Below are 22,864 nucleotides of genomic sequence, written 5' to 3'. Positions count from 1 at the left end.
CGGCGGAGGGGGACGGCGGGACGCGGAAAAACAGCCCAAAACCCCGTTTCCGGCCTTATTTGGCGCGGTTCCCCGAGAAAAACGGCCGCTCAAGGTATAATCCGAAGGTTTGATTATCGATTCTAAAACCGGGGTTTACTGTGCTGCCGCAACTCTTTCCCGAGGGGATCAACCGCTTCCCTCCTGCAATTCTGGCTCTGGCGGACGGTACCATTTTTCGAGGCGTGTCGATCGGTGCGCCTGGGCATACCGTTGCCGAAGTGGTGTTCAACACCGCGATGACCGGGTACCAGGAAATTCTCACCGATCCCAGCTATAGCGGCCAGATCGTCACGCTGACCTATCCGCACATCGGCAATACCGGCGTCAACGCCGAAGACGTGGAAGCCAAGCGCGTCTTTGCCGCCGGCCTGGTGGTCCGCGACTGTCCCGCCCGCGTGTCGAACTTCCGTTCCACGCAATCGTTGCCTGAGTACCTCTCCGAGCAAGGCGTCGTCGCCATTTCCGGCATCGACACCCGCAAGCTCACCCGCATCCTCCGTGAAAAGGGCGCCCAGGGCGCCTGCATCTTCGTCGGCACCGACGCCGAGCGCGCCGTCGAGCTGGCCCGCGGCTTCGCCGGCATGGCCGGCCAGGACCTCGCCAAGGTGGTGTCGGTCAAGGATCGCGCCGAATGGACCGAAGGCACCTGGCAGCTGGGCGAAGGCTTCTCCAAGCCCGACCAGTCCAAGTTCCACGTCGTGGCCTACGACTTCGGCATCAAGACCAACATCCTGCGCCTGCTGGCCGACCGCGGCTGCCGCCTGACCGTCGTGCCGGCCCAGACCAGCGCCGAGGAAGTCCTGAAGCTCAATCCCGATGGCGTGTTCCTGTCCAACGGCCCCGGCGACCCCGAGCCCTGCGACTACGCGATCGAAGCCACGCGCGCCTTCCTGGACAAGAAGCTGCCGGTGTTCGGCATTTGCCTGGGCCACCAGATCATGGGCCTGGCGCTGGGCGGCAAGACGCTCAAGATGAAGACCGGCCACCACGGCGCCAACCACCCCGTGCAGGACCTCCAGTCCAAGCGCGTGTTCATCACCAGCCAGAACCACGGTTTCGCGGTCGACGCGGCCAGCCTGCCGGCCAACGCGCGCGTGACGCACGTCTCGCTGTTCGACGGCACGCTGCAGGGCTTCGAACTTACCGACCGCCCGGCCTTCTGCTTCCAGGGCCACCCCGAAGCCAGCCCGGGTCCGCACGACATCCTGGAGCTGTTCGACAAGTTCATCAGCCTGATGTCCGGCCAAAAGTAAAGATTGCATCATGCCCAAGCGTACAGACCTAAAAAGCATACTCATCATCGGCGCCGGCCCCATCATCATCGGGCAGGCCTGCGAATTCGACTATTCCGGCGCGCAGGCGTGCAAGGCGCTCAAGGCCGAGGGCTACCGCACCATCCTGGTGAACAGCAACCCGGCCACGATCATGACGGACCCGGAAACGGCCGACGTCACCTACATCGAGCCCATCACCTGGCAAGCCGTCGAAAAGATCATCGAGCGTGAAAAGCCCGATGCGCTGCTGCCCACCATGGGCGGCCAGACCGCGCTGAACTGCGCGCTGGACCTGGCTCACCATGGCGTGCTAAAGAAGCACAACGTCGAACTGATCGGCGCCAACGAGCACGCCATCGAAAAGGCCGAGGACCGCCAGAAGTTCAAGCAGGCCATGACCGACATCGGCCTGGAATCGGCCAAGTCGGGCGTCGCGCACAGCATGGACGAAGCCTGGGAAGTGCAGCGCCGCATCGCGGCCGAAGTCGGCACCTCCGGTTTCCCCGCCGTGATCCGCCCCAGCTTCACCATGGGCGGTTCGGGCGGCGGCATCGCCTACAACGCCGAGGAATTCGAAACCATCTGCCGCCGCGGCCTGGAAGCTTCGCCCACCAGCGAACTGCTGATCGAAGAGTCGCTGCTGGGCTGGAAGGAATTCGAGATGGAAGTGGTCCGCGACAAGGCGGACAACTGCATCATCGTCTGCTCCATCGAAAACCTGGACCCGATGGGCGTGCACACGGGCGACTCGATCACCGTGGCGCCGGCCCAGACGCTGACCGACAAGGAATACCAGATCATGCGTAACGCATCGATCGCGGTGTTGCGCGAGATCGGCGTGGATACGGGCGGCTCGAACGTGCAGTTCGCCGTCAATCCCAAGAACGGCCGCATGATCGTCATCGAGATGAACCCGCGCGTGTCGCGTTCGTCGGCGCTGGCGTCCAAGGCCACCGGCTTCCCCATCGCCAAGGTCGCCGCGCGCCTGGCCGTGGGCTACACGCTGGACGAGCTCAAGAACGAAATCACCGGCGGCGCCACGCCGGCCTCGTTCGAGCCCTCGATCGACTACGTGGTCACCAAGGTGCCGCGTTTCGCCTTCGAAAAATTCCCCACCGCCGACGCGCGCCTGACCACCCAGATGAAGTCCGTGGGTGAAGTCATGGCCATCGGCCGCACCTTCCAGGAATCCTTCCAGAAGGCGCTGCGCGGCCTGGAAGTGGGCGTGGACGGCCTGAACCAGAAGACCACCGACCGCGAAAAGCTGCAGGTCGAACTGGGCGAGCCCGGTCCGGAACGCATCTGGTACGTGGGCGACGCCTTCGCGCAGGGCTTCACGCTGGACGAAGTGCACAACATCACGCACATCGACCCGTGGTTCCTGTCGCAGATCAAGGAAATCGTCGACATCGAACTGGCGCTGGAACAGAAGACGCTGGCCGACCTGGACTACGCCACGCTGTGGGAACTCAAGCGCCGCGGTTTCTCCGACCGCCGCCTGGCCTTCCTGCTGGATTCCTCGGAATCCGAAGTGCGCAAGCTGCGTCACCAGCTGAACGTGCGTCCGGTCTACAAGCGCGTCGACACCTGCGCCGCTGAATTCGCCACCCGCACGGCCTACATGTACTCGACCTACGAGGAAGAGTGCGAAGCCGCGCCCACCGACCGCAAGAAGATCGTGGTGCTGGGCGGCGGTCCGAACCGCATCGGCCAGGGCATCGAGTTCGACTATTGCTGCGTGCACGCCGCGCTGGCGCTGCGCGACGACGGGTACGAGACCATCATGGTCAACTGCAACCCGGAAACCGTGTCCACCGACTACGACACCTCGGACCGCCTGTACTTCGAGCCGCTGACGCTCGAGGACGTGCTCGAGATCGTGCACAAGGAAAACCCGGTCGGCATGATCGTCCAGTACGGCGGCCAGACCCCGCTGAAGCTGGCGCGCGCGCTGGAAGCCAATGGCGTGCCCATCATCGGCACCAGCCCCGAATCCATCGACGTGGCCGAAGACCGCGAGCGCTTCCAGAAGCTGCTCAACAAGCTTGGCCTGCGCCAGCCGCCCAACCGCACTGCGCGCACGGAAGGCGAGGCCCTGGCCCACGCCGCCGAAATCGGCTATCCCCTGGTCGTGCGCCCCAGCTACGTGCTGGGCGGCCGCGCCATGGAAATCGTTCACGAGCAGCAGGACCTTGAACGCTACATGCGCGAGGCCGTGAAGGTCAGCAATGACTCTCCCGTGCTGCTGGACCGCTTCCTGAACAATGCCACCGAAGTGGACGTGGACTGCCTGGCCGACGGCGAAACCGTCTTTATCGGCGGCGTCATGGAACACATCGAGCAGGCCGGCGTGCACTCGGGCGATTCGGCTTGCAGCCTGCCCCCGTACTCGCTGTCGGCGGAAGTCATCGCCGAGATCAAGCGCCAGACCACGATGATGGCCAAGGCGCTGAACGTGAGCGGCCTGATGAACGTGCAGTTCGCCATCCAGGGCGGCGACGTCTACGTGCTGGAAGTGAACCCGCGCGCCTCGCGCACGGTCCCCTACGTTTCCAAGGCCACCGGCCTGCAGCTGGCCAAGATCGCCGCGCGCGCCATGGCCGGCCAGACCCTGGCCGCGCAAGGCATCACCAAGGAAGTCGTGCCGCCTTACTTCTCGGTCAAGGAAGCCGTGTTCCCGTTCGTGAAGTTCCCGGGCGTGGACACCATCCTCGGTCCGGAAATGAAGTCGACCGGCGAAGTGATGGGCGTGGGCACCAGCTTCGGCGAAGCCTTCGTCAAGTCGCAGCTGGCCGCCGGCGTGCGCCTGCCGGAATCCGGCACGGTGTTCATCAGCGTCAAGAACCAGGACAAGCCCCTGGCGGTGGAAGTGGCCCGCGGCCTGCACGCGCTCGGCTTCAAGCTGGTCGCCACGCGCGGCACGGCAGCCGAGATCGAAGCCGCCGGCATCCCGGTGCAACTGGTGAACAAGGTCACCGAAGGCCGTCCGCACATCGTCGACATGGTGAAGAACGGCGAGATCTCGCTGGTCATCAACACCGTCGAAGAGCGCCGCAACGCCATTGCTGACTCGCGTACCATCCGCACCCAGGCGCTGGCCGCCCGCGTGACCTTCTTCACGACCATCGCCGGCGCCCGCGCCGCGGTCGAAGGCATGCAATACCTGCGCCAAGGCCTGGGCCTGCAGGTCTATCCGCTGCAGGAGCTGCACGCCTCCTTGCAAGGCTAAGCCGGCAAACGCCACAATAGGGCACGCGAGAGCGTGCCCTATTTTTTTGCAACGCGATTCCGCAACGCCACCACAGGCATCAGGCACACATGGAAAGAGTCTTCATCACCGGCGCCAGCAGCGGCCTGGGACGCGCCCTGGCGCAGCAATACGCCTCCACCGGCGCCACCCTGGGCCTGTTGGGCCGGCGCGAGGACGCCTTGCGGGAACTGGCCGACAGCCTGCCCGGAGAACACCGCTGCTATGCGGTGGACGTGCGCGACCGCCAGGGCCTGCATGCCGCGGCCCAGGATTTCATTGCGTTCTGCCAGGGGCGGGTGGACGTGGTCATCGCCAGCGCCGGCATCAGCGCCGGCACCCTGACCGAGCACGGCGAGGACTATGACGTCTTCAAGGCCATCGTCGACACCAATCTGCTGGCCACCGTGGCGACCTTCGAGCCGTTCATCGCGTCCATGCGGACGGCGGGCTCCGGCCGGCTGGTGGGCATCGCCAGCGTGGCGGGGGTGAGGGGACTGCCGGGAGCGGGCGCCTACAGCGCGTCGAAGTCGGCGGTGGTGACCTACTGCGAAAGCCTGCGGCTGGAACTGGCGGCTGAAGGCATAGACGTGGTGACGATAGCGCCGGGCTACATCAAGACGGCCATGACGGCGCACAACCCGTACTCGATGCCCTTCCTGATGGAGGCCGACGCCTTCGCGCGGCGCGCACGCGCCGCGATCGGGCGGGGCGCGTCCTACGTGGTGATTCCCTGGCAGATGGGCGTCGTGGCCAAGTTGATGCGCCTCTTGCCCAATGCCGTGTACGACAGGCTGGCGCGCAACGCGCCGCGCAAGCCGCGCCGCGCGCGCTGAAGGTTCAGGGAGTGACGTCGTCGCCGACTTCGTCGCTCACGTGAGCCACGTCGCCCCAGTCCAGCACCTGCCATTTCCGTCCCTGCACGCCGACGCGGTTGATGCTGACGTTCAGCAGCGCGGCGTCGCGCGGCGCGTTCAGCGGCACGCCCGAGGCATGGCGCCAGATGATGTCGAGCACGCCGCCGTGGGTGAACATCAGGATGCGTTCGTCGTCGTGGCGGCTGGCGATGTCGTCCACGGTGGAAATGACGCGGGACTGGAACTGGCCCAGCGTTTCGCCTCCATCCAGCGGGCGCAGCGGATCGCGGCTTTTCCAGGCGGCCGCGGCCTCGGGCGCGAGCACGTCGATGCGTTCGTGGTCCAGGCCTTCCAGCACGCCGAAGCCGCGCTCGCGGATGCCGGGTTCCACGCGCACGCGCAGGCCCAGCTGTTCGGACACGGGCAGGGCGGTGGCGTGGGCGCGCTGCAGGTCGCTGCTGTAGATGGCGTGGATAGGCGTGCTGCGGGCCTCCGCGCGCATGCGCGCGGCCAGCAGGCTGGCCTGGTTGACGCCGAATTCGTTCAGGGGGATGTCTTGCCAGCCTTGCAGGCGCCGCTGGCGGTTCCAGTCGGTTTCGCCGTGGCGGATGAACCAGATTTCAGTCATTACGGTCTTGATGCGGGGATTGAGGCTTAGATCTGGGCGGGCGCGATGGCCGCGCGCGGTTTCCAGATGGTTTGAATGATCGAGCTTAACGCGACCAGCGCGGGCTCGCTAGCGCGCTCGTACGGCAGGATGAATCCCAGCATGGCGTCGACGCGCGCCTGGCCCCAGACGATGAAGTCGTTCGAGGCGGCGCCCGCCAGGGCGGCTTCCTCGCGCAACAGGGCGCAGCCCGCGCCGGCGCGCACCAGCGCGTCCAGGTTGGCCTGATCGTCGTTCTGCATCACGATGCGTGGCGACAGGCCGTGGCGCTCGAACATGTCGCGCAGCAGCAGGTGCGTGTGGCTGCCGGACGGGCCGTCCAGCCAGGGTAGTTGCGCCACCTCGCGCCAGCCGCCGCGTTTCAGCACCGCGGCGTGGTCCTTGGGCATGGCGATGCGGTAGCGCACGCTGCGCAGCGGCAGCCACAGCACGCCGCGCGGCGGATTGGCGGCGATGATCAGCGCCGCCGGCAGGCGGCCGGTGCTGACCAGTTCCGCCAGCGTGGCGGCGGGCAGGGTCTGGGTCTTCAGTTCGACCAGGGGCAGGCGCTGGGTGACGGCCGAGGCCAGTTCGCCCAGGCGCAGGAAGTCGGGTTTCTCGCTGGGCACGCCCAGCTCGATCGCGCCGTGCAGGCTGCCTTGCAGCTGCTGGGCCTCGGACTTGAACTGCGCGCCCAGCACCAGCAGCGATTCGGCGGTGGGCAGCAGCACCTCGCCGGCCTTGGCCAGGGCCAGCCGACCGCCGCTGCGGTCGAACAGCGCCACGCCCAGGCTTTGCTCCAGTGCCTTGATCTGCGCCGTCACGGCGGGCTGGGTCAGCGACAGCGCCTCGGCCGCCTTCGTCAGGTTGCCCAGCCGGGCGACCGTGACGAAGGCGCGGATCTGATAGATTTCCATGGGCCCGAGTTTAGGCCGCCAGGAGCCGCACCTGGGTGGGTTCGAGTCCGACCGAGACCGGGGCGCCGACCGGGAAGGGCGACAGTCCGGCCAGATGCGATTGGTCCGCCGTCAGGCGCTGTTCGCCGATCTGCACCTGGTAGCGGGTGAATTCGCCCAGGAACTCGCTGCTTTCCACGATGCCGGGCAGCCAGACGTAGCGCGCATCGCCCAGCCCGTCCGCCATTTCGATCTGCACCGTGTGCGGGCGGAAGCTGGCCGCCAGCCTCGATGCGGCTGGCGCTTCGCCCGCCAGCGGCAGGTGCAGGTCGCCCACGCCTTCCACCGCCAGCACCACGCTGCCGCTGGTGCGTTCGCGCACATTGCCTTCCAGCACGTTCATGGTGCCTACGAAGTTGGCGACGAAGCGGTTCACCGGATAGTCGAACAGGACGCTGGGCGCGCCGATCTGCTGCACCACGCCATGGTCCAGCACCGCCATGCGGTCGGCGGTGGTCATGGCCTCTTCCTGGTCGTGCGTGACGAAAATGGTGGTGATGCCCAGCCGGCGCTGCAGGCTGAGCAGGTCCTGGCGCATCTGCACCCTCAGCTTCTTGTCGAGGTTGGACAGCGGCTCGTCCAGCAGCAGCACCTGCGGTTCGATGACGATGGTGCGCGCCAGCGCCACCCGCTGCTGCTGGCCGCCGGACAGCTGGTTGGGACGGCGCTTGGCGTATTGCGACAGGCCGACCAGTTCCAGCGCGGCTTCCACCTTGGCGCGGATCTCGGCGCGCGGCAGCTTGCGTTCGACCAGGCCGAACGCCACGTTGTCCCAGACCGTCATGTGCGGCCACAGCGCGTAGTTCTGGAACACCATGCCGATATTGCGGTTCCAGGGCGGAGTGCTGCTGATGTCCTTGCCGTCCACCAGCAGCTGCCCCGCGTTGTGCCGGTTGAATCCGGCGATCAGGCGCAGCAGTGTGGACTTGCCCGAGCCGGACGGTCCGAGCAGGGCGAAGAACTCGCCGGGTTCGATGCTGATGTTGACGTCCTTGAGCACTTCCGTCTTGCCGTAGGACAGTCGGATGTTGCGGCATTCGACGCTGACTTTCTTCATGCGGATTCCCCTTCAGTGCGCGCCGGCCGCTGGCGCGCTTGGGCGCGCTCTACCAGCAGGTGCGATACATACGTGCCGATGGCCACCGCGGCCACCGCCAGGACGCCGAGCGCGGCGCCGGGCCCCCGGCCCGCCGCGCTCTGCATGTACAGATAGATGCCGTAGCTCATGGGCGCCTGGCTGTCCTTGGTCACCAGCATGATGGTGGCGGACAGTTCGACTGCCGCCGTCACGAAGCTGGTGACGAAGCCCGCCAGCATGCCGCCGGCCATCAGCGGCACCACCACGCGCCGTATGGTGCTCATGCGGGTGGCGCCCAGCGATTGCGCGGCTTCCTCCAGCGAGATGTTGATCTGCTGCAGCGAGGCCACGCAGGAACGCAGGGCATAGGGCAGCCGCCGCACCGAGTACGCGATCATGATGATGATCCACGACGAGGTCAGCAGGGTGCCGGTGCCGGGCAGTTCGATGCCGCGGAAGGTGCGCAGAAAGCCGATGGCCAGCACGATGCCCGGAATCGCCAGCGCGGCGGACGCCAGGAAGTCCAGCCACTGGCGCGCCGGCAGGCGGGTGCGCAGCATCAGGTAGGCGATAGCGGTGCCCAGGATCACGTCCACGCCCGCGGCCAGGCCGCAATAGAGCAGGGTGTTGGCGATCATGCCCTGGGATTCGGAGAACACCGCGGAGTAGTGCGCCAGGGTGTAGCCGTCGGGCAGCGGCGCAAAGCTCCAGACGCTGGCCAGCGACAACAGTAGCACGCCCATGTGCGGCGACAGCACCAGCAGCAGCACCAGAATGATCCAGCCGTAGGCCAGCACGCTTTCCATGGGGCGCAGCTTGCGCTTCTGGATGGAGCTGCCGCCCTTCTGCAGGGTAGAGTAGTCGCGGCCCTTGAGCACGCGCGCCGAGAGCCACAACGCCAGGATCGAGAACCCGACCATGATGACGCTGATCACGTAGCCCAGCGGGTCCTCGAGGCCCACCTGCGTGATGCGCAGATAGGCTTGCGGCGCCAGCATGTTGGTGGTGCCCAGCACCAGCGGCGTGCCCAGGTCGTCGAAGACCTTGACGAACACCAGCGACGCGCCGGCCACGTAGCCCGGCAGCGCCAGCGGGAAGATCACGCGGCGGAATAGGCGGAATCCGCGCGAGCCCAGGTTGAAGGCCGCTTCCTCCATGGCGCCGTCGATGTTGCGCAGCGCCACCACCAGGTTCATCAGGATGAAGGGGAAATAGTGCAGCGCTTCGACGAAGATGACGCCGTTCAAGCCTTCCATGAAGGGGATGGTGAAGCCGAACCAGTCGTTGAGCAGCAGGTTCACGCTGCCCGAGCGGCCGAAGATCAGCTGCATCGCGACCGCGCCCACGAAGGGCGGCATGATCAGCGGCAGCACGCCCAGCGTCTGGATCAGCAGCGCGCCGCGGAAGTCGAAGCGCACCGTGAAGTACGCCAGCGGCACGGCGATCAGGGACGCCAGCAGCGCCGACCAGCCCGCCACGTACAGGCTGTTGAAGAAGGCTTCCTTCATCAGCGGCTGGTTGAAGAATGCGCCGAAGTGGCCCATCGTGAAGCTGCCATCGGCGTTCACGAAGGCGCTGTAGAACACCGTGCCCACCGGCACGGCCAGGAACAGCAGCAGAAAACCGAACACCAGTAGCGCCGTCAGCAGGGGGCCGACGGGCAGGCGCGAGTGGCCCGAAGAATTCATCGAGATTCCCGAAATCGTTGCCAGGGGAAAACCGCGGCGGCGGACGGGGCAGGCCCGTCCGTCGCGCGCGTCCTGCGGTTGCGGCGGCCTAGAGCGCCGCGGCCTGCTTGGCGAGCTTCACGGCTTCTTCGTAGTTCGCCTTGGAACGGCCGTTCCATTCGCCTTCCAGCTGCGTGATCTGCTGGTTAACGGCGGCGTCCTTCTTGTTGCCGGCGAAGATGGCCAGGAAAGCCGGGTCGGCGGCCTTCTTGCCGTCGACCAGCGGCGCCCAGGTCAGCTTGCGGGCCTGCGCCAGCAGCTCTGCCGCCTTGCCGCTCTTGGCCTTGTCGCCCAGCTTGGCTTCGGCGTCGTAGATGGCCTTTGTGGCGGCCTGCAGTTCCTTCAGGCGGAACGTGACCGTCTGGTCGTACAGGGACTGCACGACGTAGTAGCGCGACTGCGACAGGTCGGCGTTGAACTGCACCTTGCTGCGCTTGGCGATCTCGGCGGGGTCGGGGTAGCCCTGGGGAATCTTGCCGGCCAGCGCCGAGTAGGGCAGCACCGGCAGGCGCGAGATCTTGGGCTCCAGCAGCAGTTCCTGGCCAGCCTGGCTGAGGGTGAAGGCGATGAACTTCTTGCCTTCCTCGGAGTTCTTCGCGCCTTCGATCAGCGCGATGTTGGCCGGCACGATGGCGGTCTCGGAGGGGTAGACGAACTCGACCGGGAACTTGGAGTACTTGCTGGACAGGCCGAAGAAGTCGATGACCGGGCCGGCTCCGAACTGGCCGTTGTTCACGCCGTCCGGCACGCCGAACGAGCGCTCGGTGACGGCGCTGCTGTTGCCCGACATGCGCAGCAGCGTGCTCCAGCCTTCGTCCCAGCCTTCGCCCTGCAGGATGGTTTCCACGGTCAGGTGCATGGTGCCCGAGCGCGACGGCGAAGTGATGCCGACGTGGCCGAACCATTGCGGCGACAGCAGGTCCTTCCATTCGACCGGGGCGGGAATCTTGTGCGCCGTGATGTAGCGCGTGTTGTAGATGATGCCGTAGCCGGCCAGGGCCTGGCCCAGGTACATGCCGCCGGGATCGTTGATGGGGTATTCGCCGATCTTGTCCGGCACCTGCTTGTTCGCCACGTCGGCGGAACTGGCCAGCAGCTTGTCGCGGCCCAGGACCTCAAACGCGTCCGGCGCGCTGGCCCAGAACACCTCGGGCCGCTGGCCGGCGGGCGTTTCGCGCACATAGGCGATGCCCGACACGGTGTTCTTGTTGAGGATTTCCAGCGTGATGCCGGGATTGGCCTTTTCGAAGGCGGTCTTGTAGGCCTGGGTCAGGTCCTTGGGGAACGACGTGATCACCGTGACGGTGCCTGCGAGGGCAGGGGCCGCGCAAACGGCCAGCACCGCACCTGCAAGGGCTGTGCGCATTGCATGCATGGTTTGTCTCCGTAGTTTTAATTTGTCCGGAGACAGTACTGGCTGGTCTGGGTAGCGTCCAATCAGAAATTTTGATGCGCGCCATCAATGCGGGCGCCCCGGCCGCGTGGGGGGGCGGGCCTTGCCCGCTAGGCCCTGGCGGATACGCCGCCTCGCATGGCCTGGGCCTGCTGGTCCATCACTTCAGTGATCTGCTGCTGGATCTGCATCGCCTGGGCATTGAGCGCCATCAGTTGCTGGGCCTTCATTTCGGCCGACATGCCGCTGGCCTGGACCTTGGCGATCTGGTCCATCACGCGCTTGAGCTGCCTCTGCAGTTCCTTGATCTGGCGCGTGTATGCGTCGTCGTCGCTGGAGTCCTCGGTTTCCTTGGCTTCCTGCACGTTGCCTACTTTCAGGCCGCCGGGGTTGTCGACGCGTATCTTGCCGTCCGCGGACGTCGTGCTCGCTTCCGTACCCGAGGCGCTCTTGGCTTCCTTGTTGGCCTGGATCTTCTGGGCCCACAGGTCCGCGAGGCTGTTGATGCGGGAATTGCCGCTGATGGGATCGATCGCCATGATTGCTCCTGCCGCGAGTGAGGATTTTGGGGTTTTCACTAGTACGGCATTCCGGCGGCGAACTTAAGCATTGCCCCCCGTTTGCGGCCCCCTTTACACTGGCGCCCGCTCACACCCAACACCTACTTTGGGATATCCATGTCCAATTCCTACTTTCCCCGCTGGCGCCTGGCGGACGACTCCGAGCCCGGCGTCATCATCGCGCCCGACGAAAGGCTGTCCTGGCCCAAGAACGTGGCCATGGGCGCCCAGCACGTCGTCGCCATGTTCGGCTCCACCGTGCTGGCCCCGCTGCTCATGGGCTTCGACCCCAACGTCGCCATCCTGATGTCGGGCATAGGCACGCTGATCTTCTTCCTGTTCGTCGGCGGCCGGGTGCCCAGCTACCTGGGTTCCAGCTTCGCCTTCATCGGCGGTGTGATCGCGGTGACCGGCTACGCGGGCGGCGGCGCCAACGCCAATATCGGCGTGGCGCTGGGCGCCATCATCGCCTGCGGCCTGGCCTACACGCTGATCGGGCTGGTCGTCTGGTTCGTCAACGCGCGCGCCGGCGGCGGCGCGAACTGGATCGATACCCTGATGCCGCCCGTGGTCACTGGCGCTGTGGTCGCCGTCATCGGCCTGAACCTCGCGCCCATTGCCGCCAAGGGCGCGATGGGCGCGTCGGGTTTCGACAGCGTGATGTCCATGGTCACCATCCTGTGCGTGGGCGGCATCGCCGTGTTCACCAAGGGCATGGTGCAGCGCCTGCTGATCCTGGTCGGCATGATCCTGGCATGCGTGGTGTACGGCATCCTGGCCAATGGCATGGGGCTGGGCAAGCCCATCGATTTTTCGGGCGTGGCCGCCGCGGCCTGGTTCGGCCTGCCGCATTTTGCCGCGCCGGTGTTCAAGGCCGAGGCCATGGGCCTCATCGTGCCCGTCGCCATCATCCTGGTGGCCGAAAACCTGGGCCACGTGAAGGCCGTCAGCGCCATGACCGGGCAGGACCTGGACCGCTACCTGGGCCGCGCCTTCGTCGGCGACGGGGTCGCGACCATGGTGTCCGGCGCCGTGGGCGGCACGGGCGTCACCACCTACGCCGAGAACATCGGGGTGATGGCGGTCACGCGCATCTATTCCACGCTGGTGTTCGTGGTGGCTGCCCTGATCGCCATCGTGCTGGGCTTTTCGCCCAAGTTCGGCGCGCTGATCCAGATGATCCCGGCGCCCGTGCTAGGCGGCATGTCGGTGGTGGTGTTCGGCCTCATCGCCATCGCCGGCGCCCGCATCTGGGTGGTCAACCAGGTGGACTTCAGCGACAACCGCAACCTCATCGTGGCCGCCGTCACGCTGGTGCTGGGCGCGGGCGACTTCACGGTCAAGCTGGGCAATTTCACCTTGGGCGGCATCGGCACCGCCACCTTCGGCGCCATCATCCTGTACGCGCTGCTGCGCCGCAGGAAGTAGGCGGCCAGGCCATGCGCGGGCGCTGGAGCTCCGCGCACGGCCCGCGAGCGTCTAGGTGCGCGATAGCCTCGAGGCCGGCGCGGCGCGCGCCAACTCCACCGGCGCCGCCTCGATCACCTGTCCCGACTGCGTCTTGAACACCGCGGTGGCCTCGGCCAGGCGCCGCGCCTGTTCCTCCATCGCGGCCGCGGCGGCGGAGGCTTCCTCCACCAGCGCGGCGTTCTGCTGCGTCACTTCGTCCATCTGCGTGATCGCCAGGCTGACCTGGTCGATGCCGCCGGCCTGCTGGGCCGAGGCCGCCGAGATCTCGCCCATGATGGCCGCCACGCGCTGCACCGATTCCACGATTTCCTGCATGGTCTGCCCGGCGGCGGCGACTTGCGCCGAACCGGCGGCGACCGTGTCCACCGAGGCCTCGATCAGCGTCTTGATTTCCTTGGCCGCCTGCGCCGCGCGCTGGGCCAGGGTGCGGACCTCGCCGGCGACCACGGCAAAGCCCTTGCCCTGTTCGCCGGCGCGCGCGGCCTCTACCGCGGCATTCAGCGCCAGGATGTTGGTCTGGAAGGCGATGCCGTCGATCACCGACACGATGTCGGCGATCCGCCGCGAGCTGTCCGAGATGCCGTGCATGGTGGCCACCACTTGCTCCACGTTCTGGCCGCCGCGCTGCGCCACGTCCATGCTGACGGCGGCCAGCTGATTCGCCTGGGAGGCGTTTTCGGCGTTCTGCTTCACCGTGACCGCCAGCTCCTCCATGGTGGATGCGGTCTCCTCCAGCGCGGCGGCCTGTTCCTCGGTGCGCACCGAGAGGTTGGCGTTGCCGGCCGCGATCTCCGCGGCGCCCACGTTGATCTCGTCCACACCCTGGCGCACGGACGTCACCGTGCGGGTCAGGCCTTCCTGCATGCGCTTGAGGGCGGCGAAGAGGACGCCGATCTCATTGTCGGAGCGGCTTTCCACGCGGTTGGTCAGATCACCGGCCGCGATCCGGTCGAAGTGCCTGCCGGCCTCCTGCAGCGGACGCAGCACGGCGCGGCGGATGAAGGTCCAGCACAGCGCGGTCAGCAGCAGGGCGGTCGATACCAGGGCCACCGACGAGATCCGTGCGGTGGAGTAGGTCTGCTCCGAGCTTGCCAGCACGCCGTCGCTGCGCTCCTGGACGCGGGCCAGGAAGGCCTGCATGTCCTTGATGAAATTCGCGTCGATCTGGGGCAGCCGCGCTTCGTCCTGCTGGTACTTGGCTGGCGCCCGTTCCTTCAGGGCGGCGTCCAGGGAATCCAGGATGGCGCTGTACTCCGTGAAGCGCCCCTGTAGCGCCAGGGCCAGTTCCTGGCCGCGCGGGCTTTTGGGCACGGCCATGTAGCGGGTGAAGCGATCGCGCGCCAGCTTCAGCTGGCTGGCGGCTTCCTGGCCGGCCTGGGCGGCCTGGTCCATGGCGCCGGCCTGCACGGCGGCCATGCCCGTGCCCAGCGCCAGGCGCGCCCGCAACAGGGCGGCGTTGGCTTCAAACAGCGGGTCGACCTGATGGACCGCGACATTGTTCAGGTCCTTGATCTCGGCCACGCTGCGCTCGGCGTTCATCCAGCTCAAACTGCAAGCCAGCGCCAGGGCAATCATGAAGCATCCGAGTACCAACAGCATTCCAGTACGGACTTTCAGTTTTTCCAGCATGAGAGCTCCTTGTTCTCGAACGCGATCCGTCGCGCGCGGGATTGGCCCGAGGGCTGCCCGCCGCGCTGTGGAACGGCGCACGTCGCGCCGGATGGCGGCGATGCGTACGCCACAACTGCAAACACCCGCAAAAAAACAAGTCACCTGCGTCCGGCATGTGCTCGCGGTCTGCCAGCCCTAGCCAGACGATCGTTCGTCGAATATAGGATGTATTAAAATGTTATATGTGACACAATTTGTAGGTTATAACGGTTTTGATCGCATGCCTCAGGCGTTTCCATGCACCGATCTGGGGCTTTGTTGCAAAAAACTATCAGAAAGTAGTTTTTACGCAACATGAATGGCTCATCCTGCGGCGCGGACGCGACCCGGCCGCGCGGATCGCTCGCGGATTGAGATAAATCAGAAGAAATGGCCGGTTTTAGCGGGTTACGGCAGCGAAATGCGCCGAAAACGACGTTTTCTCCGGCGGCTTGCAATTCCCGTGGACTTTGACCACAATATGACCTTGATTGCCCCGGTTCCGACCCGAGCCGGGGTTTTGTTTTGGTCGTCCGCGCCGCGCCGTCAATCTCGATACACCCGACGGCCTGCGCGCGCCAGGTTCACGACCTTCACCGAGAACGCTCCGTCCGGGGCGTTTTCTACTTTTGTTTGGGAAACGACATGTCTGCCATTCCTTTGACCGTGCGCGGGGCCGAGCGCTTGCAAGAAGAGCTCCAGCGGCTGAAAACCGTGGAACGTCCTGCCGTTATCAACGCGATCGCTGAAGCGCGTGCGCAGGGCGATCTCTCGGAAAATGCCGAGTACGACGCTGCTCGCGAGCGCCAAGGCTTTATCGAGGGTCGGATTGCCGAGCTTGAAGGCACGCTTTCCAATGCCCATTTGATCGACCCTACCGCTCTTGATGCCGAAGGGCGCGCCGTGTTTGGCGCTACCGTCGATATCGAGGACCTGGATTCGGGCGATCGCGTGACGTATCAAATCGTCGGCGACGTTGAAGCCGACATCAAGTCGAACCTGATTTCCGTGTCGAGCCCGGTGGCGCGCGCGTTGATCGGCAAGAGCGAAGGCGATGTCGTCGAGGTCAAGGCCCCGGCTGGCGTTCGCGAGTATGAAGTCCTGGGCGTCCGTTACATCTGACGCCAACGTAGTAAGCTGGAAACTGTCAAAACACCATAGTCCGAACCGTGCGTTCGACTGAATTCCGCGGTTTAATGCGGATTGCTATGGTGGACCGGGCGCGTAAAGCGCCCGTTTTTGTGCCTGGCGCTTACCTTTTCGCCGTCTTGCGGCTGGTGCCGCTGCGAGCTCCGGCCCGCAGGCTGAGCGCGCTGCCGGCGCGGCGGGGAATGCCGTGGCCGCTGGCGGAAGCCTTCTTGGTGCTGGGCCGCATGGGCTTGCCGTTCTTGTTGAGCTGGTCCTGGGGCACGAAGCGGGTCTTCGGCTTGGGCTCTTCGGTTTCGCTGCGGCGCGGACGCTTGGCCAGGGTTTTACCTTCGGCGGCCAGCTTCTTGGGCGTATGCGGCTCGGAAGCGCGGCGCTTGGCGGGGCGTTCGGGTTCCATGGCGGCCAGCGCGGCGGGCTTGATGTTGCCGGCCAGCGGGCGGAACAGGATCAGGGTCTTGCCCAGGTGGTGCACCGGAGCGCAGGAAAGCGTGTCGCAGATGGTCGACAGCATGGCATCTCGGGCTTCGCGGTCGTCGCCGCCGGCGCGCACCTTGATGAGGCCATGCGAAGTCAGTGCCAGGTCGATTTCCTTGAGCACGGCTTCGGTCAGGCCATTGTCGCCAATCAGGACGACGGGGCGCAGAGGGTGAGCGGCGGACCGAAGGTCGCTGCGCTCACGAGAGGTAAGTTCTAATATAGGCATGCGTGGAATTGTACGGTAATGGCCAAGAATAAATTCTCTAAAGACTGGATTCACCAGCACATCAACGATCCCTATGTGAAGCTGGCGCAACAGAAGGGCTACAGGGCCCGCGCCGCCTTCAAGCTGATCGAGATCCTGGACACCGAAAAACTGATGCGCCGGGGCGACCTGGTGGTCGACCTGGGCTCGGCGCCCGGCAGCTGGTCTCAGGTGGCGCGCGAGCGCCTGGCGGGACCGGGCGGGATCGTGGACGGGCGCATCATCGCGCTCGACCTGCTCCCCATGGAGCCCGTGGCGGGCGTCGAATTCATCCAGGGCGACTTCCGCGACGACGAAGTCTTGAAACAATTGGAAGACATGGTCGGATCGCGCGCGGTGGACCTTGTTATTTCCGACATGGCCCCCAACTTGTCTGGGGTGGGTATTGCCGACTCCGCGCGCATCCAGCATGTGTGCGAGCTGGCGATGGAATTCTCCTGCGCCCATCTGAAGCCCAACGGGGCGCTGATCGTCAAGGCCTTCCACGGCAGCGGCTTTTCGCAGATCGTGGAGTCCTTCAAGCAGCGCTTCAAGCGGGTGGTCGAACGCAAGCCGAAGGCTTCGCGGGATAAATCCTCCGAAACCTTTCTGGTTGCGCGCGATCTGAAGTAGCCCGGATCCGGGGCATATCGCCCCGATCCAGACGCAACCTACCGCCTGCCGGGACAACGACCAGAAAACTCACGAATCAGACAAAACTTAGAGGGGCCCAGGCATCCCGGGACGCAAGCTGGTCTGACAGGGTAGAATGGGCTATTGACATACTTGTGACTGTGCCATATGCGGGTGCGCGGTCGCCGGTCGGAATCGAAAGCAGGAGATCGACCTTGAATAATTCATTTTCGAAAGTCGCTGTCTGGATGGTGATAGCCCTCGTGCTGTTCACCGTCTTCAAGCAGTTCGACGGACGCGCTCAGACCCAGGACGGCGTGACCTACACGCAGTTCATGGACGACGCCAAGGCGGGACGTATCCGCAAGGTCGACGTCCAGGGCGACGTGCTGTACGTCACCCCTGACGCGGGCCGCGCCTACACGCTGACCTCCCCGGGCGACCTGTGGATGGTCTCCGATCTGCTGAAGTACGGCGTCCAGGTTTCGGGCAAGCCGCGCGAAGAGCAATCGCTGCTGATGAGCATCTTCGTGTCGTGGTTCCCCATGCTGCTGCTGATCGGCGTCTGGGTATTCTTCATGCGCCAGATGCAGGGCGGCGGCAGGGGCGGAGCGTTCAGCTTCGGCAAGTCGCGCGCCCGCATGCTCGACGAAAACACCAACCAGATCACCTTTGCCGACGTCGCCGGCTGCGACGAAGCCAAGGAAGACGTGCAGGAGCTGGTCGATTTCCTGCGCGATCCGAGCAAGTTCCAGAAACTGGGCGGCCGCATTCCGCGCGGTGTGCTGATGGTCGGTTCCCCCGGTACCGGCAAGACGCTGCTGGCCAAGGCCATCGCGGGCGAAGCCAAGGTGCCGTTCTTCAGCATCTCCGGTTCCGATTTCGTTGAAATGTTCGTCGGCGTGGGCGCTGCCCGCGTGCGCGACATGTTCGAAAACGCCAAGAAGCATGCTCCCTGCATCATCTTCATCGACGAAATCGATGCGGTCGGCCGCCAGCGCGGCGCAGGCTTGGGCGGCGGCAACGACGAACGCGAACAGACCCTGAACCAGATGCTGGTGGAAATGGACGGCTTCGAGTCCGGCCAGGGCGTCATCGTCATCGCCGCGACCAACCGTCCCGACGTGCTGGATCCCGCGCTGCTGCGTCCGGGCCGCTTCGACCGCCAGGTCGTGGTGCCGCTGCCCGATATCCGCGGCCGCGAGCAGATCCTGAAAGTCCACATGCGCAAGGTCCCGCTGTCGCCGAACGTCGACGCGACCGTCCTGGCGCGCGGCACCCCGGGCTTTTCCGGCGCCGACCTGGCCAACCTGGTCAACGAAGCCGCCCTGTTCGCCGCGCGCCGCAACGGCCGCACGGTCGACATGTCCGACTTCGAAAAGGCCAAGGACAAGATCATCATGGGCGCGGAACGCCGCTCCATCGTGATGCCCGAAGAGGAACGCAAGAACACTGCGTACCACGAGTCCGGCCACGCCATCGTCGCCCGCCTGCTGCCCAAGACCGATCCGGTCCACAAGGTCACCATCATCCCGCGCGGCCGCGCGCTGGGCGTGACCATGCAGCTGCCTGAGACCGACCGCTACAGCATGGACAAGGGCCGTCTGCTGTCGACCATCGCCGTGCTGTTCGGCGGCCGCATCGCCGAAGAAATCTTCATGAACCAGATGACGACGGGCGCCTCGAACGACTTCGAACGCGCCACCGCCATCGCCCGCGACATCGTCACGCGCTACGGCATGACCGACGAGCTGGGCCCCATGGTCTATGCCGAGAACGAAGGCGAAGTGTTCCTGGGCCGCAGCGTCACCAAGACCACGCACATGTCGGAAGCCACCATGCAGAAGGTGGACACCGAGATCCGCCGCATCATCGACGAGCAGTACAGCGTTGCGCGCAAGATCCTGGAAGACAACCGCGACAAGGTCGAAGTGATGACCTCCGCGCTGCTCGAATGGGAAACCATCGACGCGGACCAGATCGACGACATCATCGAGGGCCGCCCCCCGCGTCCCCCGAAGACGCCTCAGGGCCCGTCGGATACGTCCGACACGCCGCCCACGGGCCTGGCGGCAGGTGGCAATACGGCTGCCGCTGTCTGAGGCTGCTCATCCTGAGTTATGGCAAATAACTTCCTTTGCGGGCGCTTCGAGTTTGATCTCGAGCGCCCGCTTGTCATGGGTATCGTCAATGTCACGCCGGATTCCTTTTCCGACGGCGGCCAGCACGACGATACGGATTCCGCGGTGGCGCATGCGCGCCAATTGATCGCCGAAGGCGCCCAGATCCTGGACCTCGGCGGCGAGTCCACGCGTCCCGGGGCCGATCCGGTCTCCGTGGCCGACGAACTGGCCCGGCTGCTGCCGGTGGTGGAGGCCCTGCGCGATTGCGGCGTGCCCCTGTCCATCGACACGTTCAAGCCGGAAGTCATGCGCGCCGTGCTGGACGCCGGCGCGGACATGATCAACGACATTTATGGCTTCAGGCAGCCCGGCGCCGTCGAGGCGGTGGCGCATTCGCGCTGCGGGTTGTGCGTGATGCACATGAAGGGCGAGCCCCGCACCATGCAGGCCGCTCCCGAGTACACCGACCTGATCGGTGAAATCGGTCTTTTTCTGGGGGCTCGCGCACACAAGCTGCGCGCGGCCTGGGTCGATCCCCGCCGCATCGTGCTTGACCCTGGCTTTGGCTTCGGCAAGACGGGCGACCAGAATTTCCAACTGCTGCGCCGGCTGTCCAGCCTGCGCAGCGCCGGTTATCCATTGCTGATCGGCTTGTCGCGCAAATCCATGATCGGTCAGGCTACCGGCCGGCCGGTGGGCGACAGGCTGCCCGGCAGCATCGCCGCGGCGCTTGCTTGCGTGGCGCGTGGCGCTTCCATCGTGCGGGTGCACGATGTGGCCGCCACGGTCGACGCGCTCAAGGTATGGCACGCGGCAGAACAAGGAGCACTCAGTTCATGATTCGACGCAAATATTTCGGTACCGATGGCGTGCGCGGTGAAGTCGGCGGTCCGGTGATCAACGCCGAATTCGCCCTGCGCCTGGGCTACGCGGCCGGCCGCGTGCTGGCGCGCGAACACGCGGTGCGCGGCGGCAGCCGTCCGCAAGTCGTGATCGGCAAGGACACGCGGATTTCCGGCTACATGCTGGAATCGGCGCTCGAGGCCGGCCTGTCGGCCGCGGGCATCGACGTGCTGCTGGCTGGTCCGGTGCCGACGCCGGCGGTGGCCTACCTGACCCGGGCGCTGCGCCTGGTGGCGGGCATCGTGATCAGCGCCTCGCACAATCCGTACCACGACAACGGCATCAAGTTCTTCTCTGCGCAAGGCATGAAGCTGCCTGACGAGATCGAGGCCGACATCGAAACCGCGCTGGATGAGCCGCTGGGCTGCGTCGGTTCGGAAGCCTTGGGCCGGGCCCGCCGCATGGGCGACGCGCAGGGCCGCTACATCGAATTCTGCAAGAGCACCTTCCCCAACGATCTGGACCTGAACGGGATGACGATCGTGGTGGACGCCGCCCACGGCGCCGCCTACAACATCGCGCCCCACGTGTTCCGCGAGTTGGGCGCCGAAGTGCACGCCATTGGCGTCAACCCGGACGGCTTCAACATCAACAAGGGCGTGGGCGCGCTGCACCCCGAACTGCTGGCCAAGGAAGTGAGCGCCCGCGGCGCCCAGCTGGGCATCGCGCTGGACGGCGACGCCGACCGCCTGCAGATGGTGGATGGGCAGGGCCGCATCTACAACGGCGACGAACTCATGTACGCCATCGTGCGCGAGCGCATGCAGCGCGGCAAGGTGGACGGCGTGGTCGGCACGCTGATGACCAACTTCGGCTTCGAGCGCGAAATGCAGCGCCTGGGCGTGGGCTTCGAGCGCGCCAACGTGGGCGACCGCTACGTGCTGGAGCAGATGCAGGCGCGCGGCTGGCTGTACGGCGGCGAAAGCTCCGGCCATCTGCTGTGCCTGGATTGCCATTCCACCGGCGACGGCATCGTCGCGGCGCTGCAGGTCCTGACCGCGTTGCGCCGTAATTCGGTCGGACTGTCGGAGTGGGTTAGCGACCTGCGCATGTACCCGCAGAAGATGATCAACGTGCCACTGGCCCCGGGCCAGGACTGGAAGACGCATGCCGGCCTGAGCGCCGCGCGCAAGGCGGTGGAGGCCGAGCTGGACGGCCGCGGCCGCATCCTGATCCGCGCGTCGGGCACCGAGCCGAAGCTGCGCCTCATGGTGGAAGCCGAAGACGAGGGGCTCGCCGTGTCCTGCGCCGAGAAACTTGCGGCCAGCCTGGGGTGATTTCGGTCTTTCCGGTTCCGACCAAGGCCACCCGCCGCGTGACGGGTGGCCTTTGTTTGTTCAGGGTTTGTATAGATTTGTAAAGTTTTGTCGATTCAGGCGGAGGATTGATTTATCTGCGCCGGTCTAAACTTCATAGTCACGTAACATATTGGTCAAGTCTTTGACATACAGGGCGTCCACACTGACTGGACTCTCTAGGAGCTTCGCGCAATGCTGGAATTAGCACGCATCAATCCGAGCCGCAATGCCGCGGAACCTTGGACCGGCGCCGCCGCCAAGGTGCTGGTGGTGGGCTTGGCGCGCACCGCTGAAGAAATCGAGCAGATTCAACGCCTGCGCTACGACGTCTTCACCGAGGACATGGGCGCGGTGTTCCCCGATGCCCACGACGGCATCGAGCACGACCGCTTCGACCCGTTCTGCGAACATCTGATGGTCCGTGAGCTGGATACGGGCCGCGTCGTCGGCACCTACCGGATCCTGACGCCCGAAAAGGCGCGGGAAGCCGGCGGTTATTACTCGCAATCCGAATTCGACCTTTCCGGGCTGGGATCGATCCAGGACGAGCTGGTCGAGGTCGGCCGCTCCTGCACGCACGCGGACTACCGCGGCGGCGGCGTCATCATGCTGCTGTGGTCCGGCCTGGCCGAGTACCTGCGCCGTGGCGGCTACCAGTACGTGCTGGGCTGCGCCAGCGTCAGCCTGCGCGACGACGGCGTCACCGCAGCCGAAGTGTGGCGCACCATTTCCAAGCAGCTGCCGCAGGGCGACGAGCCCCGCGTGACGCCGCTGCACCGCTATCCGGTGGAAAAGCTCAACAGCACCTTGCCGGCGCGCGTGCCGCCGCTGATCAAGGGTTACCTGAAGCTGGGCGCGAGTGTCTGTGGCGAGCCCGCCTGGGACCCGGATTTCAATGCCGCGGACTTCCCTGTGCTGCTCAAGATGGACCGCATGGACGAGCGCTACCGCCGTCACTTCGGCCTGGACCAGCCCGCCACCGCCCCCGCGCAACGCTGAGCATCATGCGCCGCCTGCTCCGCCGCATGAAGATCAGACTGATACGGCGGGCCACGCGGCCCTTGCGAATGGAGCTAAAGCGGCTCGATCGCGAAACGGATCTATCGCCGTTCTAAAGCGCCACCTCCGCGCATCGGC

18 protein-coding genes are annotated in these 22,864 nt (G+C 65.7%); 10 read left to right on the top strand and 8 right to left on the bottom strand.

Annotation, left to right across the window (positions count from 1 at the left end):
- Positions 1-140 precede the first annotated feature (140 nt).
- The 3 genes from carA (at position 141) to HWY37_RS25315 (ending at position 5,399) form a co-directional block, all read left to right on the top strand.
- Positions 141-1,295, top strand: a complete 1,155-nt coding sequence (gene carA / locus HWY37_RS25325) for a glutamine-hydrolyzing carbamoyl-phosphate synthase small subunit (RefSeq protein WP_175206194.1) — start codon at positions 141-143, stop codon at positions 1,293-1,295.
- A gap of 10 nt (positions 1,296-1,305) precedes the next feature.
- The gene (carB, locus tag HWY37_RS25320) at positions 1,306-4,545 is read left to right on the top strand and encodes a carbamoyl-phosphate synthase large subunit (RefSeq protein WP_054451376.1); all 3,240 of its coding nucleotides are present in this window, start codon (positions 1,306-1,308) and stop codon (positions 4,543-4,545) included.
- Between the two features lie 89 nt (positions 4,546-4,634).
- Complete coding sequence (locus HWY37_RS25315; RefSeq protein ID WP_175206195.1) at positions 4,635-5,399, top strand: SDR family oxidoreductase; 765 nt, start codon at positions 4,635-4,637, stop codon at positions 5,397-5,399.
- 4 nt (positions 5,400-5,403) lie between these two features.
- Here the strand turns inward: HWY37_RS25315 and HWY37_RS25310 are convergent, their stop codons facing one another.
- From HWY37_RS25310 to HWY37_RS25285, 6 genes are all read right to left on the bottom strand, one after another.
- Positions 5,404-6,048 (bottom strand): histidine phosphatase family protein, encoded by a 645-nt coding sequence (locus HWY37_RS25310; protein ID WP_175206196.1) that lies wholly within the window; start codon positions 6,046-6,048, stop codon positions 5,404-5,406.
- A 26-nt stretch (positions 6,049-6,074) separates the two neighbouring features.
- Positions 6,075-6,983, bottom strand: coding sequence for a LysR family transcriptional regulator (locus HWY37_RS25305; RefSeq protein WP_175206197.1), 909 nt, complete (start codon positions 6,981-6,983; stop codon positions 6,075-6,077).
- Positions 6,984-6,993: 10 nt separating this feature from the next.
- Positions 6,994-8,079 carry an ABC transporter ATP-binding protein gene (locus tag HWY37_RS25300; protein WP_175206198.1) on the bottom strand — a complete coding sequence of 362 codons (1,086 nt, stop codon included), beginning with the start codon at positions 8,077-8,079 and terminating at the stop codon, positions 6,994-6,996.
- Positions 8,076-9,788: an ABC transporter permease gene (locus tag HWY37_RS25295; RefSeq protein ID WP_175206199.1), complete on the bottom strand. Its 1,713-nt coding sequence runs from the start codon at positions 9,786-9,788 to the stop codon at positions 8,076-8,078. The genes HWY37_RS25300 and HWY37_RS25295 overlap by 4 nt, the downstream gene beginning before the upstream one ends.
- An 88-nt stretch (positions 9,789-9,876) precedes the next feature.
- Positions 9,877-11,202 (bottom strand): ABC transporter substrate-binding protein, encoded by a 1,326-nt coding sequence (locus HWY37_RS25290; RefSeq protein ID WP_175206200.1) that lies wholly within the window; start codon positions 11,200-11,202, stop codon positions 9,877-9,879.
- A gap of 128 nt (positions 11,203-11,330) precedes the next feature.
- Positions 11,331-11,759, bottom strand: a complete 429-nt coding sequence (locus HWY37_RS25285; protein ID WP_176090121.1) for a hypothetical protein — start codon at positions 11,757-11,759, stop codon at positions 11,331-11,333.
- A gap of 138 nt (positions 11,760-11,897) precedes the next feature.
- Here HWY37_RS25285 and HWY37_RS25280 point away from each other — a divergent pair, with 138 nt between their 5' ends.
- Positions 11,898-13,208, top strand: coding sequence for a solute carrier family 23 protein (locus tag HWY37_RS25280; protein WP_175206202.1), 1,311 nt, complete (start codon positions 11,898-11,900; stop codon positions 13,206-13,208).
- Between the two features lie 51 nt (positions 13,209-13,259).
- Here HWY37_RS25280 and HWY37_RS25275 read toward each other — a convergent pair whose 3' ends face one another.
- A complete protein-coding gene (locus HWY37_RS25275; protein WP_175206203.1) occupies positions 13,260-14,879 on the bottom strand; it encodes a methyl-accepting chemotaxis protein in 1,620 nt (539 codons plus the stop codon).
- Positions 14,880-15,545: 666 nt separating this feature from the next.
- On the opposite strand from HWY37_RS25275, the gene greA reads away from it, so the two are divergent.
- Positions 15,546-16,022 carry a transcription elongation factor GreA gene (greA, locus tag HWY37_RS25270; protein ID WP_054451366.1) on the top strand — a complete coding sequence of 159 codons (477 nt, stop codon included), beginning with the start codon at positions 15,546-15,548 and terminating at the stop codon, positions 16,020-16,022.
- 130 nt (positions 16,023-16,152) lie between these two features.
- Here greA and HWY37_RS25265 read toward each other — a convergent pair whose 3' ends face one another.
- A complete protein-coding gene (locus HWY37_RS25265) occupies positions 16,153-16,752 on the bottom strand; it encodes a YhbY family RNA-binding protein (RefSeq protein WP_176090120.1) in 600 nt (199 codons plus the stop codon).
- 18 nt (positions 16,753-16,770) lie between these two features.
- Here HWY37_RS25265 and HWY37_RS25260 point away from each other — a divergent pair, with 18 nt between their 5' ends.
- From HWY37_RS25260 to HWY37_RS25240, 5 genes are all read left to right on the top strand, one after another.
- Positions 16,771-17,403, top strand: a complete 633-nt coding sequence (locus HWY37_RS25260; protein WP_175206205.1) for an RlmE family RNA methyltransferase — start codon at positions 16,771-16,773, stop codon at positions 17,401-17,403.
- Positions 17,404-17,618: 215 nt separating this feature from the next.
- Positions 17,619-19,505, top strand: coding sequence for an ATP-dependent zinc metalloprotease FtsH (ftsH, locus tag HWY37_RS25255; RefSeq protein ID WP_175206206.1), 1,887 nt, complete (start codon positions 17,619-17,621; stop codon positions 19,503-19,505).
- A gap of 18 nt (positions 19,506-19,523) precedes the next feature.
- The gene (gene folP / locus HWY37_RS25250) at positions 19,524-20,366 is read left to right on the top strand and encodes a dihydropteroate synthase (protein ID WP_175206207.1); all 843 of its coding nucleotides are present in this window, start codon (positions 19,524-19,526) and stop codon (positions 20,364-20,366) included.
- Complete coding sequence (glmM, locus tag HWY37_RS25245; protein WP_175206208.1) at positions 20,363-21,706, top strand: phosphoglucosamine mutase; 1,344 nt, start codon at positions 20,363-20,365, stop codon at positions 21,704-21,706. The genes folP and glmM overlap by 4 nt, the downstream gene beginning before the upstream one ends.
- A 213-nt stretch (positions 21,707-21,919) precedes the next feature.
- Positions 21,920-22,726 carry a GNAT family N-acetyltransferase gene (locus tag HWY37_RS25240; RefSeq protein ID WP_175206209.1) on the top strand — a complete coding sequence of 269 codons (807 nt, stop codon included), beginning with the start codon at positions 21,920-21,922 and terminating at the stop codon, positions 22,724-22,726.
- The last annotated feature ends 138 nt before the right edge of the window (positions 22,727-22,864 follow it).

This window comes from Achromobacter anxifer (genome assembly GCF_903652925.1).
Lineage (GTDB): Bacteria > Pseudomonadota > Gammaproteobacteria > Burkholderiales > Burkholderiaceae_B > Achromobacter > Achromobacter anxifer.
The sequence above is the reverse complement of the archived record's forward strand: the minus strand, read 5'-3'. Positions and strand labels throughout refer to the sequence as shown.